The organism is Ignavibacteriota bacterium (assembly GCA_016708125.1).
Classification (GTDB): domain Bacteria; phylum Bacteroidota; class Ignavibacteria; order Ignavibacteriales; family Melioribacteraceae.
The window spans coordinates 336355-352124 of record JADJGF010000001.1 but is presented as its reverse complement, the minus strand read 5'-3'; the positions used below and the strand labels follow the sequence as shown (position 1 = coordinate 352124).

The window sequence follows — 15770 nt, the reverse complement described above, 5'->3', positions numbered from 1 at the left end:
ACTAAATTATTTTTTGTTTTAAGGAGAAAGTTTAATGAGATTTAGAAATCAAGAAGCTAAAGTTAAGCATATTGATAAACTAACAGTAAGTTTAGCAAGTCCGGATGATATTCTCTCGCGTTCGCATGGAGAAGTAACAAAACCGGAGACAATTAATTATAGATCATTTAGACCGGAAAAAGATGGACTTTTTTGTGAAAAAATATTTGGACCTGTAAAAGATTGGGAATGTGCTTGCGGTAAGTATAAAGGTATCAGATATAAAGGAATTGTTTGCGATCGTTGCGGTGTTGAAGTAATTCTTAAAAGTGTAAGACGCGAACGAATGGGACATATTAACCTTGCAGTTCCGGTTGTACATATTTGGTTTTTCAAATCTTTGCCTTCCAAAATTGGAAATATTATTGGAATGAAAACAAAAGATTTAGAAAAAATCATTTATTATGAATCTTATGCAGTTATCAATCCGGGAGTTACGGGTTTAAATCATAAAGATTTAATTTCCGAAGACCAATATTTTGAAATCCTAAATTCACTTCCGCATGATAATGATGCTTTAGATGATGATAATCCAAAAAAATTCGTTGCCAAAATTGGTGGTGATGGTGTTCGTTATCTTCTTAAAGGTGTAGATGTTGAAAAGACATTTAGAGAATTGAAAGCTGAATTAAAAAAAGAAACTTCACAACAAAAAAGCGCTGATCTTCTTAAAAGATTAAGAGTATTAGAGGCATTTAGAGAATATGAAGGAAAAGTTCCGAATAGACCAGAATGGATGGTATTAAGTGTTGTTCCTGTTATTCCACCAGAATTAAGACCATTAGTTCCTTTGGAAGGCGGACGCTTTGCAACAAGTGATCTAAATGATTTGTATAGAAGAGTAATTATTAGAAATAATCGTTTGAAAAGATTAATTGATATTAAAGCTCCTGAAGTAATTTTGCGAAATGAGAAACGAATGCTTCAAGAATCAGTTGACGCATTATTTGATAATTCAAGACGTTCAAGCGCAGTAAGAAGTGATGGAAATCGTCCTCTAAAATCTTTGAGTGATATGCTTAAAGGTAAACAAGGAAGATTTAGACAAAACTTATTAGGAAAAAGAGTTGATTATTCCGGAAGATCTGTAATTGTTGTTGGTCCGGAATTAAAGCTTCACGAATGCGGTCTTCCCAAAGATATGGCTGTTGAACTTTTTAAACCATTTATCATTAGAAAATTATTAGATCGCGGATATTATAAAACTGTAAAAAGTGCAAGAAAAGCTGTGGATAGAAAAGAAGCTATTGTTTGGGATATTCTTGAAAAATTAATAGTTGGTCATCCGGTATTGTTAAACCGCGCACCAACATTGCACAGATTAGGTATTCAAGCATTTCAACCAAAATTAATTGATGGAAAAGCAATTCAGCTTCACCCAATGGTTTGTACAGCGTTCAATGCGGATTTTGACGGTGATCAAATGGCTGTGCACGTTCCATTATCATTTGAAGCTCAATTAGAAGCATCGGTACTAATGCTTTCAAGTCATAATATTTTATCACCGCAAAACGGAAGTCCAATTGTTGTTCCGACTCAAGATATTGTTTTGGGATGTTATTATTTGACAAAAGTTAGAGCCGGAGCAAAAGGTGAAGGCTCAATGTACAGCGGTGAAAAAGAAGTTATAATTGCTTACAATGCAAATGAATTAGATTTGCATGCAAAAATTAAATATAAATTTGATGGCAAATTTATTGAAACAACCACTGGCAGAGTAATATTTAATCAAATAGTTCCAAAAGAAATGCAATTTTTCAATGAACTTTTAATCAAAAAAGTTTTCAGCGGTTTTATCTATAAAATGTTTATAAAATTAGGTAATGAAGTAACTTCAAAGTTTTTGGATAATTTGAAAGACCTCGGTTTCAAATATGCAACAAAGGCTGGAATTTCAATTAGTTTCAGCGACATGATTGTTCCAGAAGAAAAGAAAACTTTGATTAATGATTCTAACAAAAAAGTATCATCAATTTTAGATGAACATGAACAAGGTCTGATAACCGATGCTGAACGTTACAACAAAATTATTGACGTTTGGACACATACCACAAATGATGTTTCTAAATCCTTGATGGAAAAAATTAAAGTAGATCAGCACGGATTTAATTCACTTCATATGATGGTTGATTCCGGTGCGAGAGGTTCTCAAGAGCAAGTTCGTCAGTTAGCCGGAATGAGAGGATTGATGATGAAACCTCAAAAAAGTTTAACTGGCCAATCTGGTGAAATTATTGAAAATCCGATTGTTGCAAATTTTAAAGAAGGTCTTTCAGTTCTTGAGTATTTTATTTCAACTCACGGTGCGAGAAAAGGTCTTGCAGATACTGCCTTAAAAACTGCTGATGCCGGTTATTTAACGAGAAGGCTTTGCGATGTTGCTCAAGACGTTATTATCTCTGAAGTTGATTGTGGAACAATTAGAGGGGTTTATATTTCCGCTCTTAAAGATGTTGAATTAGAAAGAGAACCATTAGCAGAAAGAATTATTGGAAGAACAACCCAAGAAGATGTTTATGATCCTAAGACTGATGAGTTAATTATTGAAGCCGGTGAATTGATTTCGGAAGAAATTGCCGAAAGAATTGATGAAGCAAATATTGATTCAGTTTATATTAGAACAGTTTTAACATGTGAATCAAAACGCGGTGTTTGTGCAAAATGTTACGGTAGAAATTTAACTACGGGAAATATTGCAGATATTGGTGAAGCAGTGGGAATTGTAGCTGCTCAATCAATTGGTGAACCCGGTACACAGTTAACACTTAGAACTTTCCATCTTGGCGGAACTTCATCACGTATAGCAAGTCAATCTCAAGTAGAATCAAGTGTTGAAGGTAAAGTCCAATTTGATAGAATTTCATATGTAGAAAAGCAAGATTTTAGAGGAATGGTAAAAGTTGTAACAGGACGTCGTGGTTCAATTGGAATTTATGATGATGATAATCGTCAAATTAAAAAATATGATATTCCATATGGTTCAGAACTTTTAGTTAATGATGGTCAATCAGTAAAGAAGAAATTTGCTTTATATAATCACGATCCTTATAATGCCGTAATTTTAACAGATTTGGCTGGCCGAGTTTCTTTTGTAGATTTTGTTGATAATGTAACAATTCAACAAGTTGCTGATGAACAAACTGGACACGTTCAAAAAGTTGTTATAGAATCCAAAGATAAAAATTTAACTCCGAGTATTAAAATCTATGGAGAAGATGGAAGTGAAAAAGTATTCAACCTTCCAACAAGCGCTTATTTAGCTATAGACGAAGGTGAAAAAGTTGATGCCGGAACAATTTTAGCAAAAATTTCAAAATCAACTTCAAAATCTCGTGACATCACTGGCGGCTTACCAAGAGTTACTGAATTATTTGAAGCTCGTAGTCCGCATGATCCTGCAGTTGTATCTGAAATTGAAGGAATTGTAAAATTTGGAGCAAGAAAAAAAGGTTCTCGCGAGATAATAATTGAATCATTTGATGGATCGATACAAAAAGTATACAATGTCTCTTACGGAAAACACATTTTAGTTCAGGAGAATGATGAAATTCCTGCTGGTGAAAAAATAACCGACGGACCAATTGATCCGCATGATATTTTGAAAATTAAAGGAACAAATGCGGTTCAAGAATATCTTGTAAATGAAATACAGGATGTTTACAGACTTCAAGGTGTAAAAATTAATGATAAACATATAGAAGTTATTGTTAAACAAATGCTGCAAAAATTACAAGTAATTTCATCGGGAGATTCTTTATTTATTGAAGAAGATTTGGTAAATAGAATCAAATTTATTGAAGAAAACGAAAAAGTTAAATCTATGGTTGTAGTTGAAAATCCGGGTGGTTCTAATTTGATGGCTGGAGATTTAATTACAAGAAGTAAACACAGAGAATTAAACACTGAGCTTACGAGAAAAGATAAAGAAAAAGTTGAGATTAGGGATTCTGAACCTGCAACATTTGGAAATATTTTGTTAGGAATTACGCAGGCAGCTCTTTCAACCGAAAGTTTCTTATCAGCGGCTTCCTTCCAAGAAACAACTAAAGTACTCACAAATGCAGCTATTTCTGCAAAAGTTGATATATTGGGTGGCTTAAAAGAGAACGTAATTATGGGTCATATTATTCCTGCAGGTACCGGGCTAAAAAAATATGAAAATATAATCTTAACCGTTGACGAAGAAAATAAAGAAGGTGAAGTAACTGAAGTATCTGAACAAGTTGAAGCGTAAAAATTATTAAAAATAATGTAAAAATTATTTGATGTCCCTTGCTAATCCCAAGGGATATTTTTATATTTTGAGTCTGAATTTTTTATAAGTGCTAAAGTAAACGGAGGAAATCAGTGCCAACAATAAGTCAGTTGGTTAGAAAAGGTAGAACACAAATTCTTGCAAAAAACAAGGCACCGGCATTAAATGCTTGTCCACAAAAACGCGGAGTTTGTACCAGGGTTTATACAACAACCCCTAAAAAACCAAATTCTGCATTAAGAAAAGTTGCAAGAGTTCGTTTAACAAATGGTAATGAAGTAACAGCATATATTCCTGGAGAAGGACATAATTTACAAGAGCATTCAATTGTTCTAATTAGAGGTGGAAGAATTAAAGATTTACCAGGAGTTAGATATCACATTATCAGAGGCGCCTTAGATACAAGCGGTGTTGATGAAAGAAAAAAAGGTAGATCTAAATACGGCACTAAAAAACCAAAATCAAAATAAAAAATTATGAGAAAAAGACGAGCAGAAAAAAGATACATTAAACCAGATCCAAAGTATAATGATTTATTAGTAGCAAAATTTATCAATTATATTATGTGGGATGGTAAAAAAACCGTTGCAAGAAAAGTTGTTTACGGTAGTTTTGAACTTTTAGAAGAGAAAACAAAGAAACCTGCTCTTGACGTCTTTAAGAAAGCAGTTGGAAATGTTCAACCATATGTCGAAGTTAGAAGTCGAAGAGTTGGCGGTGCAACATATCAAGTTCCGATGGAAGTTAGACCAGAAAGAAGAGTTGCATTAGCATTTAGATGGTTAAAGAATTATTCAAGAGATAGAAAAGATAAAACTATGACTGCAAAATTAGCTGCTGAATTATTAGCTGCTTCAAATGGTGAAGGTTCTGCAGTTAAGAAAAAAGAAGATGTTCATAGAATGGCTGAAGCAAACAAAGCGTTTGCTCATTTCAAATGGTAAAGGAAAGTAGATAGAGTAAATGGCTGTAAAAAGAGTTGACATATCAAAAGTAAGAAATATCGGCATTATGGCTCATATAGATGCTGGTAAAACGACGACGACAGAGAGAATTCTGTACTATACTGGCAGAGTACATAAATTAGGTGAAGTTCATGATGGCGCGGCTACGATGGATTGGATGGAACAGGAAAAAGAAAGAGGAATTACAATTACAAGTGCTGCTACAACTGCTGAATGGAAAGGTCATCAAATAAATATAATTGATACTCCCGGACACGTTGATTTTACTGTAGAGGTTGAAAGATCTTTAAGAGTACTTGATGGAGCGATTGCATTATTTTGCGCTGTTGGTGGTGTTGAGCCACAATCAGAAACAGTTTGGAGACAAGCAGACAAATATAAAGTTCCAAGAATTGCATTTGTAAACAAAATGGATAGAGTAGGCGCAGATTTTTATCATGCTGTTGATATGATGAAAGAAAGATTAGGCGCTAATGCTGTTCCGATAACCTTACCGATTGGCGAAGGTGATATGTTTGCAGGCGTTATTGATTTAATGTCAATGAAAGCAAGAATGTATAATGAAGATACTTTGGGTTCAATTTTTGAAGATATTGAAATCCCAACAGACTTGATGGGAGTTACAAACAAGTACAGAACACTTATGTTGGAAGCTGTTTCGGATGTGGATGATTCTTTGCTTGAAAAATATTTAGAAGGTAAAGAAATCACAGAAGCAGAAATTAAAAGTGTTTTAAGAAAAGCAACAATTGAATTAAAAATTATTCCAGTACTTTGTGGTTCATCATTTAAGAATAAAGGTGTTCAAAAATTATTAGATACTGTTATTGATGTTTTGCCGTCACCAGTTGATACACCAGAAATACAAGCTCATCATATATTTAAGGATGATAAAGTTATAAGAAAAGTTGATGAGAAAGAAAAATTTACTGGTCTTGCATTTAAAATTATGACGGATCCCTACGTGGGAAAATTGACATTTGTTAGAGTTTATACGGGAAGTTTAAAAGCCGGTTCGTATGTTTATAATTCTGTTTCTGATAAAAAAGAAAGAGTTGGAAGAATTTTAGAAATGCATGCAAATCATAGAGCAGATGTAGAAGAAATTAGAGCGGGAGATATTGTTGCGTTTGTTGGATTGAAAAATACAAGAACTGGTGATACACTTTGTACCGAAGAAGATGCAATTATTCTTGAAAAAATGGCATTCCCTCAACCTGTTATTCAAATTGCAATTGAACCTAAAACAAAAGCTGATCAAGATAAATTGTCGGAAGCATTACAAAAATTATCAGATGAGGATCCAACATTTAAGGTTATGGTTGATGATGAAACAAACCAAACTTTGATTAGCGGTATGGGTGAATTGCATTTGGAAATACTTGTAGATAGAATGAAAAGAGAATTTAAGGTTGATGCAAATGTTGGAAAACCGCAAGTAGCTTATAGAGAAACAATTACTCAAACAGTACAAGCTGAAGGTAAATTTGTTAAGCAAAGCGGCGGTAGAGGAAAATACGGTCACGTTTGGTTGGAAATTTCTCCCAATACTCCTGGAAAAGGTTTTGAGTTTGAAAATGGTATTGTTGGTGGAGTTGTTCCAAAAGAATATATTACACCAGTTTCAAATGGTGTTCAAGAAGCAATGAAAAATGGAGTGCTTGCCGGTTATCCAGTTGTTGATGTAAAAGTTAGGATTTTTGACGGTTCGTATCATGATGTGGATTCTGATGAAATTTCCTTTAAGGTTGCCGGTTCAATGGGATTCAAAGCAGGCGCAAAAAAGGCTAATCCGATTATTCTTGAACCTTTGATGAGTGTAGAAGTTACAACTCCAGAAGAATATTTGGGAGATGTAATGGGAGATTTAAACTCACGAAGAGGGAAAATAGAAGGATTTACTTCAAGAAAGGATGCACAAGTTATTAAAGCTACAGCTCCATTAGCAGAAATGTTTGGTTACGCAACTACTGTAAGATCTATGACACAAGGAAGAGCAATTTATTCAATGCAATTTTTAAGATATTCAGAGGTACCAAAATCCGTAGCTCAAGAAATTATTGAAAAAACACAATCAAATAAAATTACTGCAAGTTAATATAAATTTAGAAAAGAGAAAACAACAAGGAGAGAATCAATGGCAAAAGAAAAATTTGATAGGAGTAAGCCTCACGTTAATATTGGTACTATTGGACATGTTGATCATGGTAAAACTACTCTAACAGCTGCAATTACAATGTCATTATCTAAAAAAGGACTTTCTGTAAAACGAACTTTTGATAGTATTGATAACGCACCTGAAGAAAGAGAAAGAGGTATTACTATTGCTACAGCACATGTAGAATATTCAACTGCTAACAGACATTATGCTCATGTTGATTGTCCTGGCCATGCTGACTATGTTAAAAACATGATTACCGGTGCTGCTCAGATGGACGGTGCAATCCTTGTTGTTGCCGCTACTGACGGACCTATGCCTCAAACTCGTGAACATATACTTTTAGCTCGTCAAGTTGGTGTTCCTAAAATGGTTGTATTTATGAATAAAGTTGATATGGTTGATGATCCTGAGCTTATTGATTTAGTTGAAATGGAATTAAGAGAATTGCTGACTCAATATGAATTCCCTGGTGATGAAATTCCAATTGTTAAAGGTTCTGCACTTAAAGCTCTTGAAGCATCAAGTGATGATTCAATTCCAGCAACTGATGAAAGAATGAATTGCATATGGGAACTTATGGATGCAGTTGATTCGTATGTTCCAATACCCGAAAGAAGTGTAGATAAGCCGTTTATTATGCCAGTTGAAGACGTTTTCTCAATTACTGGTCGTGGAACAGTTGCTACAGGTAGAGTAGAAAGAGGACAAGTTAAATTAGGTGAAGAAGTTGAATTGATTGGTCTTGGAGTTCATAAGAAAACAGTTGTAACCGGTATTGAAATGTTTAGAAAAGAATTAGATGCAGCTATGGCTGGTGATAATGCTGGTATTTTGATGAGAGGCGTTGATAAAAATGAAATTCAGAGAGGAATGGTTCTTGCAAAAACCGGGTCTATTACACCTCACAAAATTTTTGAAGGGGAAGTTTATATTTTATCAAAAGAAGAAGGTGGAAGACATACACCATTCTTTAACGGATATCGCCCACAATTCTATTTTAGAACAACCGACGTAACTGGTGTTGCAACTTTACCAGAAGGTACAGAAATGGTTATGCCCGGAGATAAAGTAAATATGAAAGTTGAATTGATTACTGAAATAGCAATGGATGAAGGTTTAAGATTTGCTATTCGTGAAGGCGGTAGAACAGTTGGTGCTGGACTCGTTACAAAAATTTATCAATAAAATTATATAATATTTAGCTTGAGCTAATTAACTCAAGCTAAATTAAATGTTGGAGAAAAAGTGGCTGGTCAAAAAATAAGAATTAGATTAAAATCATATGATCATATTTTGATTGATAAATCTACAGATAAAATTATTAAAACTGTTAAAAGTACTGGAGCTGTTGTATCTGGACCTATTCCATTGCCGACAGACAGAACATTATATACAGTTTTAAGATCACCGCACGTTGATAAAAAATCAAGAGATCAATTTGAAATTAGATCTCATAAAAGAATAATTGATATTCATAATTCAAATAACAAAACCGTCGATTCCTTAAGTAAATTGGATATACCGGCGGGTGTTGATATAGAGATTAAGTTATAATAGGAATTTAAAATGCCAGGGTTGTTAGGAAAAAAATTAGGAATGACAAATGTTTTCAATCAAGAAGGGAACTTTTTACCAGTTACCATTCTTGAGGTTGGTCCTTGCAAAATTTTTGCAAAAAAGACAATTGAAAAAGATGGTTATAAAGCAATTCAATTGGGATTTGGACGTAGAAAACAAAAAAATCTTAATAATTCACAAAAAGTATTTTTCGCTAAAATGAATTCCGAAGCTGCACATATTTTGCGTGAATTTAAAAATTACTCAAATGTTGACGAGCTTAATATTGGCGAAGATTTAAATACAAGTCTTTTTAATGAAGGTGATAAAGTTACTGTTACCGGAACTACAAAAGGAAAAGGCTTTCAAGGTGTAATGAGAAGACATGGTTTTGGCGGAGTTGGTGGAACAACTCATGGGCAGAGCGATCGTTTAAGAGCTCCCGGATCAATTGGAGCAAGCTCATTCCCATCAAGAGTTTTCAAAGGTCAGAGAATGGCTGGTAGAACTGGAAATGATAGAAAAACAATAAAGAGTGTTAAGATTGTTAAAATTATTCCGGATAAAAATTTAATATTAGTAAAGGGACCTGTTCCTGGAGCTATTAATTCTATAATTGAAATCAATAAGTAATTTTTGGTACATAGATGAATTTAGATGTTTATAAAATAGATGGTTCGAAAACTGGTAATCAAATTACTCTTAATGAGAGTATATTTGGAATTGAACCAAACGATCATGTGATTTATTTATCTGTTAAGGCTCACTTAGCAAATAAAAGACAAGGCACACATAAAGCAAAAGAAAGAAATGAAGTTAGCGGCGGTGGTAAAAAACCGTGGAAGCAAAAAGGAAGAGGCGGAGCAAGAGCTGGTTCTTCAAGATCTCCTTTGTGGGTTGGCGGTGGAACTATTTTCGGTCCAAAGCCAAGAAATTATTCACTAACCATAAATAAAAAAGTGAATAAACTTGCAAGAAAATCAGCTTTATCATATAAAGCAAAAGCTGAACAAATTGTTGTTGTTGAAGATTTCAATTTTGATTCACCAAAAACAAAAGATTTTATATCAATTTTGAAATCACTAAAACTTGATGGCAAAAAAACATTACTTCTAACAGCTGATAATTTGGTAAATGTTTATAAATCCGGAAGAAATGTTGATAGAATAAACATTTTAGAAGCAACTAATGCATCTACTTATGATCTTTTGAACAATCAAATTTTACTAGTTCAAAAAGGTGCAATAGAAAAAATTGAAAAAATTCTAAATTAAATTGTTGGTAGAAAATGAGAAACATATTAATTAGACCTTTAATTACAGAAAAGATGAATGCTTTATCCGAAGAAAAAAAGCAATATGGATTTGTTGTTAATGTAAACTCCAATAAAATTGAAATAGCAAAAGCAATTAAAACGAAATTTAATGTAGATGTTGTTTATGTAAATACAATAAAATATAAAGGGAAGAGAAAATCACAATTTACTAAAAAAGGTAGATTTGAAGGTAGAACCGCTTCCTTTAAAAAAGCAATTATAACCTTAAAAGAAGGTCAAACTATAGATTTGTTTGGTGAAGCTTAGTTTAGTACTGGAGTAATTTAATAATGGCAATAAGAAAATTTAAACCAAATACACCCGGAACAAGATTTATGTCGGTTTCCAATTTTGCGGAAATTACAAAATCTGAACCAGAAAAATCATTAACTTCATCATTGAATAAATCTGGTGGAAGAAATAATCTTGGAAGAGTTACATCACGTCATATTGGCGGCGGACATAAAAGAAAATATAGAATTATAGATTTTAAACGTGATAAAGATGGAATTCCGGCAAAAGTATTTTCAATAGAATATGATCCAAACAGATCAGCAAGAATAGCTTTATTACATTACATTGATGGTGAAAAAAGATATATTTTAGCTCCAAATGGATTGGTTGTTGGAAGTATTGTTCAATCCGGAGAAGGCAGTGAAATTCGAATTGGAAATGCATTAAAATTAAAAGATTTACCTTTAGGAAGTGTTATTCATAATGTAGAGTTAAAACCTGGTAAAGGCGGACAAATTGGAAGATCTGCCGGAGCTGAAATTCAATTAACTGCTCGCGAAGGAAAATATGCACAACTGAAAATGCCTTCCGGTGAAGTAAGATTAGTAAGTGTTGAATGTAAAGCAACTTACGGAACTGTCGGAAATTCATCGCATGAGAATATTAGTTTAGGAAAAGCTGGTAGAACAAGATGGTTAGGAAGAAGATCAAAAGTTAGAGGTGTTGCGATGAACCCAGTTGATCACCCAATGGGTGGTGGTGAAGGTAAAACTTCAGGTGGCGGCCATCCTGTATCACCATGGGGACAAAAAGCTAAAGGTTTGAAAACTAGAAAAGTTGTTAACGAATCAAATAAATATATCATAAAAAGAAGAAAAAGCTAGAGTAAATTATGCCAAGATCGGTTAAAAAAGGTCCATTTATTGACTTAAAATTACTTGCAAAAGTTCAAACAATGAATCAATCTGGACAGAAAAAAATTATTAAAACATGGTCAAGATCTAGTACAATTTCACCAGAATTTGTTGGACATACAATTGCGGTACACAATGGCAATAAAATGATTCCAGTTTATATTTCTGAAAATATGGTTGGACATAAATTAGGTGAATTTTCGCCTACAAGAATATTTAGAGGTCATCCAGGTACTAAAGCTGAAAAAGCTTCAAAAATGAAAAAATAGGTTTGAGGAAAATTTTAATGGAAGCACAAGCTACTCACAGATACATTGGTACATCACCAAGGAAAATGAGATTAGTTATTGATCTAATAAGAGGAAAATCAGTTGATAAAGCAATTGAACTTCTTCACTTTAATCCAAAACATCCTTCAAAAGATGCGGAAAAAGTTTTAAGATCAGCAATATCTAATCTTTTTAATAAGGATGAACAGTCAAAGCATGAACCTTCGGATTTATTTGTTAAAGAAGCTTATGTTAATGCTGGTCCTTCAATCAAAAGAATTCTGCCGGCACCAATGGGAAGAGCTTATAAAATAATAAAAAGATCAAATCATGTAACAATTGTGGTAGCGTTAAAAAAAACTTTGCAGGAGGGTTAATTGGGTCAAAAAACTAATCCAATAGGTCTTAGAGTAGGAAAAATTCGTGGTTGGGAATCAAATTGGTATGAAAGTAAAAGTTATGCTTCAAAATTAAAAGAAGATAAGGAAATTAGGTCTTATATTAGACAAAGATTAACAAAAGCTGGTGTATCAAGAATTATTATTAATAGAACTTCAAAAAATGTAATTTTAACAATTCATACATCAAGACCTGGCGTTGTTATTGGAAAAAGTGGAAAAGAAATTTCTCAATTAGAGCAAGAATTAAAGAAAGTTATAAATAAAGAAGTTAAAGTACAGATAAATGAAATTAAAAGACCAGAACTTGATGCATTTTTGGTTGGAGAAAATATTGCTACACAATTAAAAGGAAGAGTTTCTTTTAGAAGAGCAATGAAACAAGCAATTACTTCTTCAATGAGAATGGGTGCTGAAGGAATAAGAGTTATGTGTGCTGGAAGATTAGGAGGAGCAGAAATGGCTCGTACCGAACAATATAAAGAAGGAAGAATTCCATTACATACAATAAGAGCTGATATAGATTATGCAACAACAACAGCTCATACAATTTACGGAGCAATTGGAGTAAAAGTTTGGATTTGTCGCGGCGAAATTTTAGGCAAAAGAGTAACCGAATAAGATAACGAGGAGTTTTTTTTATGTTAATGCCAAAAAGAGTAAAATTTAGAAAAGCCCAACGCGGCAAAATGAAAGGTAAAGCTACAAGAGGCGCGCGTGTAGCTTTTGGGGATATGGGTCTAAAAGCACTTGAGCCGGCTTGGATAAACAGCAGGCAAATTGAAGCTTGTAGAATTGCAATTACAAGAAAAATGAAAAGAGATGGAAAAGTTTGGATAAAAATATTTCCTACAAAACCAGTTTCTAAAAAACCATTAGAAACAAGAATGGGTAAAGGAAAAGCAGCTCCGGAATTTTGGGTTGCACCTGTTGAACCAGGAAGAATTATGTTTGAAGTTGGTGGTGTTACAAAAGAATTAGCTATTGAAGCTTTAAGTGTTGCATCACATAAATTACCAATTAAAACTAAAGTGGTTGCAAGACCAGATTTCGAATAATTTTGAGGTAGAACACAATGAAAATGTACGAAATTGTTGAAATGTCTGATGAAGAAATTGTAAAAAGAATTAATGAAGAAGAACTCAATTTAGTTGATTTAAGATTTCAGCATGAATTAAAAAATTTAACTAATACTTCAAAGTTAAAAACAGTTAAAAAAGATATAGCTAAAATGAAGACTCTTTTAAGAGAAAGACAACTTAAAACATCAGCACAAAAGTAAAATAATTCGGGAGTAATTTTTAATAAATGGAAAATCGTAACCTAAGAAAAACAAGAGTTGCAATAGTTGTCGGAACAAAAATGGATAAAAGCATTATTGTTTCTATGGAAAGAAAAGTTGCACATCCTCTTTATAGAAAATACTATAAAAAAACTACAAAATTTATGGCTCACGATGAAAAAAACGAATGCGGAGTTGGTGATACAGTTAAAATAATGGAAACGAGACCATTAAGTAAATTAAAAAAATGGCGATTAGTCGAAATTTTAGAAAAAGCTAAATAAGGTTTTATAGGGGATTTTATTTCAAATGGTACAAGAAGAGACAAATTTAGTGGTAGCTGATAACTCCGGTGCGAAAAAAGTAAGATGTATTAGAGTGTTAGGCGGAAGTAACAGAAGATACGCAAGCGTTGGTGATTTAATTGTAGTTTCAGTCAAAACTGCGTTGCCAAATGCGGGAGTTAAAAAAGGCGAAGTTTCAAAAGCAGTAATTGTGAGAACAAAAAAAGAAGTTAAACGTCAAGATGGATCATATATTAGATTTGATGAAAATGCTGCGGTTTTATTAAATGCACAAGATGAACCAAGAGGAACAAGAATTTTTGGTCCAGTTGCAAGAGAATTAAGAGATAAAAAATTTATGAAAATTATTTCATTAGCACCTGAAGTATTATAAAGAGGATTTTAATGAGAGTTAAAAAAGAAGATAATGTAATTGTAATTTCGGGTAACTTTAAAGGAAAAACCGGCAAAATTTTAAAAGTATTTCCTAAAAAAGACAGAGTTATTGTTGAAGGTGTGAACTTAAGAAAAAGACATACTAAGGCAAATCAGAAAAACCCGCAAGGAGGAATAATTGAAAAAGAAGCTCCAATTCATTCTTCAAATGTAATGTTATTGGATCCCAAAACTAATAAACCATCAAGAATTGGAAAAAAAATTATAATTGATGATAAAACTGGAAAAAAGAAATCTGTAAGAGTAAGTAAATCCAGTGGAGAAATGTTGTCATAAACATAAATGACTATTGAGAAAAAAATGGCAGAAAAAACTAAAAAAGTATCAAAAAAAGAAGCAGTTAAAGAGCAAACACCACAAGTAAAAGTTTCTCCTCGTTTGTATGAGAAATATAAAAGTGAAATTGTTCCTGCGCTTATGAAACAGTTTTCATATAAAAATGTTATGCAAGTTCCTAAACTTGATAAGATTGTTGTAAATATGGGACTTGGAGCAGCGGTTCAAGATTCTAAAGTATTAGATGAAGCAGTCAAAGATTTAGAAACTATAACCGGACAAAAAGTTAGTATTAGAACTGCAAAAAAAGCTATTTCTAACTTCAAATTAAGAGAGGGAATGAAAATCGGTGCTAAAGTTACTTTGCGCAGAGATAGAATGTATGAATTTTTAGATCGTTTAATAACAATAGCAATGCCGAGAATTAGAGATTTTAGAGGTGTTTCCGATAAATCGTTTGACGGAAGAGGAAATTATACGCTTGGTGTTAAAGAGCAGATTATATTTCCTGAAATAAATATTGATAAAGTTACAAGAGTTTTAGGAATGGACATAACTTTTGTTATGAAATCAACCGGTAAAGATCAGGAATCGTTTGAATTGTTAAAAGCATTTGGTTTTCCATTTAAGAAAAAAGAAATTAATAATTAGGGAATTTTTATGGCAAGAAAAGGTTTGTTAGCCAGAGAAGAAAAACGCAAAAAATTAGTTGAAAAATATGCAGCTTTACGTAAAGAATTGAAGGAAAAGGGAGAATGGGATGAACTTCAAAAACTTCCAAGAAATTCTTCGAAAATTAGATTGCGTAACAGATGCGTTATAACTGGTAGACCAAGAGCATATTCAAGAAAATTTGGTGTATCAAGATTAGTTTTTAGAGAGATGGCTCTCAAAGGTGAAATTCCCGGAATTAAAAAAGCAAGCTGGTAAAAGGAGGAGATAAATTTAATGGCAGTTACAGATCCGATTTCAGATTTTTTGACAAGAGTTAGAAACGCAATTAGTGCTAAAAAGAAATTTGTAGATATTCCTTCTTCTAAAATGAAAGTCAGAATGAGTGAAATCCTTAAAGATGCAAACTTTATAAAAGATTATAATGTTGTTGAAGATAACAAACAAAATGTTTTGAGAATTCACTTAAAATATAGCAATGGACAATCATCAATTACTGGTCTTAAAAAAATTAGTACACCTGGCTTGAGATCTTATTGTGATCAAGATAGTATTCCAAGAGTTTTAAATGGATTGGGTTTAGCAATTATTTCAACTTCAAAGGGATTGTTGTCAGATAAACAAGCAAAAAAAGAATCTATTGGCGGCGAAATAATTTGTCATATTTGGTAATTTAAGTTACGGAGAATAAAA

At 32.8% G+C, this 15770-nt stretch carries 21 protein-coding genes; all 21 read left to right on the top strand.

What is annotated here, in order from left to right:
• Nucleotides 1-34 precede the first annotated feature (34 nt).
• The 21 genes from rpoC to rpsH all read left to right on the top strand — a co-directional run bounded on the left by rpoC (nt 35) and on the right by rpsH (nt 15749).
• Nucleotides 35-4273 carry a DNA-directed RNA polymerase subunit beta' gene (rpoC, locus tag IPH62_01750; protein MBK7103994.1) on the top strand — a complete coding sequence of 1413 codons (4239 nt, stop codon included), beginning with the start codon at nt 35-37 and terminating at the stop codon, nt 4271-4273.
• 113 nt (nt 4274-4386) lie between these two features.
• Nucleotides 4387-4764: a 30S ribosomal protein S12 gene (locus IPH62_01745; protein MBK7103993.1), complete on the top strand. Its 378-nt coding sequence runs from the start codon at nt 4387-4389 to the stop codon at nt 4762-4764.
• Nucleotides 4765-4770: 6 nt separating this feature from the next.
• A complete protein-coding gene (gene rpsG, locus IPH62_01740) occupies nt 4771-5238 on the top strand; it encodes a 30S ribosomal protein S7 (protein ID MBK7103992.1) in 468 nt (155 codons plus the stop codon).
• A gap of 19 nt (nt 5239-5257) precedes the next feature.
• Nucleotides 5258-7357: an elongation factor G gene (fusA, locus tag IPH62_01735; GenBank protein ID MBK7103991.1), complete on the top strand. Its 2100-nt coding sequence runs from the start codon at nt 5258-5260 to the stop codon at nt 7355-7357.
• A gap of 39 nt (nt 7358-7396) precedes the next feature.
• Entirely contained in the window at nt 7397-8605 is a 1209-nt protein-coding gene (tuf, locus tag IPH62_01730) for an elongation factor Tu (protein MBK7103990.1), read from the top strand.
• A gap of 60 nt (nt 8606-8665) precedes the next feature.
• Nucleotides 8666-8974 carry a 30S ribosomal protein S10 gene (gene rpsJ, locus IPH62_01725; GenBank protein MBK7103989.1) on the top strand — a complete coding sequence of 103 codons (309 nt, stop codon included), beginning with the start codon at nt 8666-8668 and terminating at the stop codon, nt 8972-8974.
• A gap of 12 nt (nt 8975-8986) precedes the next feature.
• On the top strand, nt 8987-9610 hold the full coding sequence (gene rplC / locus IPH62_01720) for a 50S ribosomal protein L3 (GenBank protein ID MBK7103988.1): 624 nt from the start codon (nt 8987-8989) through the stop codon (nt 9608-9610).
• 14 nt (nt 9611-9624) lie between these two features.
• Nucleotides 9625-10251, top strand: a complete 627-nt coding sequence (gene rplD / locus IPH62_01715) for a 50S ribosomal protein L4 (protein ID MBK7103987.1) — start codon at nt 9625-9627, stop codon at nt 10249-10251.
• A gap of 14 nt (nt 10252-10265) precedes the next feature.
• Nucleotides 10266-10559: a 50S ribosomal protein L23 gene (gene rplW / locus IPH62_01710; protein MBK7103986.1), complete on the top strand. Its 294-nt coding sequence runs from the start codon at nt 10266-10268 to the stop codon at nt 10557-10559.
• A gap of 23 nt (nt 10560-10582) precedes the next feature.
• Entirely contained in the window at nt 10583-11410 is an 828-nt protein-coding gene (rplB, locus tag IPH62_01705; GenBank protein ID MBK7103985.1) for a 50S ribosomal protein L2, read from the top strand.
• An 8-nt stretch (nt 11411-11418) separates the two neighbouring features.
• Entirely contained in the window at nt 11419-11709 is a 291-nt protein-coding gene (rpsS, locus tag IPH62_01700) for a 30S ribosomal protein S19 (protein ID MBK7103984.1), read from the top strand.
• A gap of 17 nt (nt 11710-11726) precedes the next feature.
• Nucleotides 11727-12086, top strand: coding sequence for a 50S ribosomal protein L22 (rplV, locus tag IPH62_01695; GenBank protein MBK7103983.1), 360 nt, complete (start codon nt 11727-11729; stop codon nt 12084-12086).
• Entirely contained in the window at nt 12087-12728 is a 642-nt protein-coding gene (rpsC, locus tag IPH62_01690; protein MBK7103982.1) for a 30S ribosomal protein S3, read from the top strand.
• Nucleotides 12729-12748: 20 nt separating this feature from the next.
• On the top strand, nt 12749-13165 hold the full coding sequence (gene rplP / locus IPH62_01685; protein ID MBK7103981.1) for a 50S ribosomal protein L16: 417 nt from the start codon (nt 12749-12751) through the stop codon (nt 13163-13165).
• Between the two features lie 17 nt (nt 13166-13182).
• Complete coding sequence (gene rpmC / locus IPH62_01680) at nt 13183-13389, top strand: 50S ribosomal protein L29 (protein ID MBK7103980.1); 207 nt, start codon at nt 13183-13185, stop codon at nt 13387-13389.
• Nucleotides 13390-13415: 26 nt separating this feature from the next.
• The gene (gene rpsQ / locus IPH62_01675; protein MBK7103979.1) at nt 13416-13673 is read left to right on the top strand and encodes a 30S ribosomal protein S17; all 258 of its coding nucleotides are present in this window, start codon (nt 13416-13418) and stop codon (nt 13671-13673) included.
• A 25-nt stretch (nt 13674-13698) separates the two neighbouring features.
• Nucleotides 13699-14067: a 50S ribosomal protein L14 gene (rplN, locus tag IPH62_01670; protein ID MBK7103978.1), complete on the top strand. Its 369-nt coding sequence runs from the start codon at nt 13699-13701 to the stop codon at nt 14065-14067.
• 11 nt (nt 14068-14078) lie between these two features.
• Nucleotides 14079-14405, top strand: coding sequence for a 50S ribosomal protein L24 (gene rplX, locus IPH62_01665; GenBank protein MBK7103977.1), 327 nt, complete (start codon nt 14079-14081; stop codon nt 14403-14405).
• Nucleotides 14406-14429: 24 nt separating this feature from the next.
• Nucleotides 14430-15056, top strand: coding sequence for a 50S ribosomal protein L5 (rplE, locus tag IPH62_01660; GenBank protein MBK7103976.1), 627 nt, complete (start codon nt 14430-14432; stop codon nt 15054-15056).
• Between the two features lie 9 nt (nt 15057-15065).
• Entirely contained in the window at nt 15066-15335 is a 270-nt protein-coding gene (gene rpsN, locus IPH62_01655; GenBank protein MBK7103975.1) for a 30S ribosomal protein S14, read from the top strand.
• Nucleotides 15336-15353: 18 nt separating this feature from the next.
• Complete coding sequence (rpsH, locus tag IPH62_01650) at nt 15354-15749, top strand: 30S ribosomal protein S8 (GenBank protein ID MBK7103974.1); 396 nt, start codon at nt 15354-15356, stop codon at nt 15747-15749.
• The last annotated feature ends 21 nt before the right edge of the window (nt 15750-15770 follow it).

Bases quoted from the DNA above. Each gene is read 5' to 3' on its own strand.
- rpsQ (MBK7103979.1), top strand. From the start codon at position 13,416: ATGGAAAATCGTAACCTAAGAAAAACAAGAGTTGCAATAGTTGTCGGA.
- rpsN (MBK7103975.1), top strand. From the start codon at position 15,066: ATGGCAAGAAAAGGTTTGTTAGCCAGAGAAGAAAAACGCAAAAAATTA.
- tuf (MBK7103990.1), top strand. From the start codon at position 7,397: ATGGCAAAAGAAAAATTTGATAGGAGTAAGCCTCACGTTAATATTGGT.
- rplE (MBK7103976.1), top strand. From the start codon at position 14,430: ATGGCAGAAAAAACTAAAAAAGTATCAAAAAAAGAAGCAGTTAAAGAG.
- rplP (MBK7103981.1), top strand. From the start codon at position 12,749: ATGTTAATGCCAAAAAGAGTAAAATTTAGAAAAGCCCAACGCGGCAAA.
- rpmC (MBK7103980.1), top strand. From the start codon at position 13,183: ATGAAAATGTACGAAATTGTTGAAATGTCTGATGAAGAAATTGTAAAA.
- rplN (MBK7103978.1), top strand. From the start codon at position 13,699: ATGGTACAAGAAGAGACAAATTTAGTGGTAGCTGATAACTCCGGTGCG.
- fusA (MBK7103991.1), top strand. From the start codon at position 5,258: ATGGCTGTAAAAAGAGTTGACATATCAAAAGTAAGAAATATCGGCATT.
- rplV (MBK7103983.1), top strand. From the start codon at position 11,727: ATGGAAGCACAAGCTACTCACAGATACATTGGTACATCACCAAGGAAA.
- rpsS (MBK7103984.1), top strand. From the start codon at position 11,419: ATGCCAAGATCGGTTAAAAAAGGTCCATTTATTGACTTAAAATTACTT.
- rplW (MBK7103986.1), top strand. From the start codon at position 10,266: ATGAGAAACATATTAATTAGACCTTTAATTACAGAAAAGATGAATGCT.
- rplD (MBK7103987.1), top strand. From the start codon at position 9,625: ATGAATTTAGATGTTTATAAAATAGATGGTTCGAAAACTGGTAATCAA.
- rplC (MBK7103988.1), top strand. From the start codon at position 8,987: ATGCCAGGGTTGTTAGGAAAAAAATTAGGAATGACAAATGTTTTCAAT.
- rplX (MBK7103977.1), top strand. From the start codon at position 14,079: ATGAGAGTTAAAAAAGAAGATAATGTAATTGTAATTTCGGGTAACTTT.
- rpsG (MBK7103992.1), top strand. From the start codon at position 4,771: ATGAGAAAAAGACGAGCAGAAAAAAGATACATTAAACCAGATCCAAAG.
- rplB (MBK7103985.1), top strand. From the start codon at position 10,583: ATGGCAATAAGAAAATTTAAACCAAATACACCCGGAACAAGATTTATG.
- rpsH (MBK7103974.1), top strand. From the start codon at position 15,354: ATGGCAGTTACAGATCCGATTTCAGATTTTTTGACAAGAGTTAGAAAC.
- rpoC (MBK7103994.1), top strand. From the start codon at position 35: ATGAGATTTAGAAATCAAGAAGCTAAAGTTAAGCATATTGATAAACTA.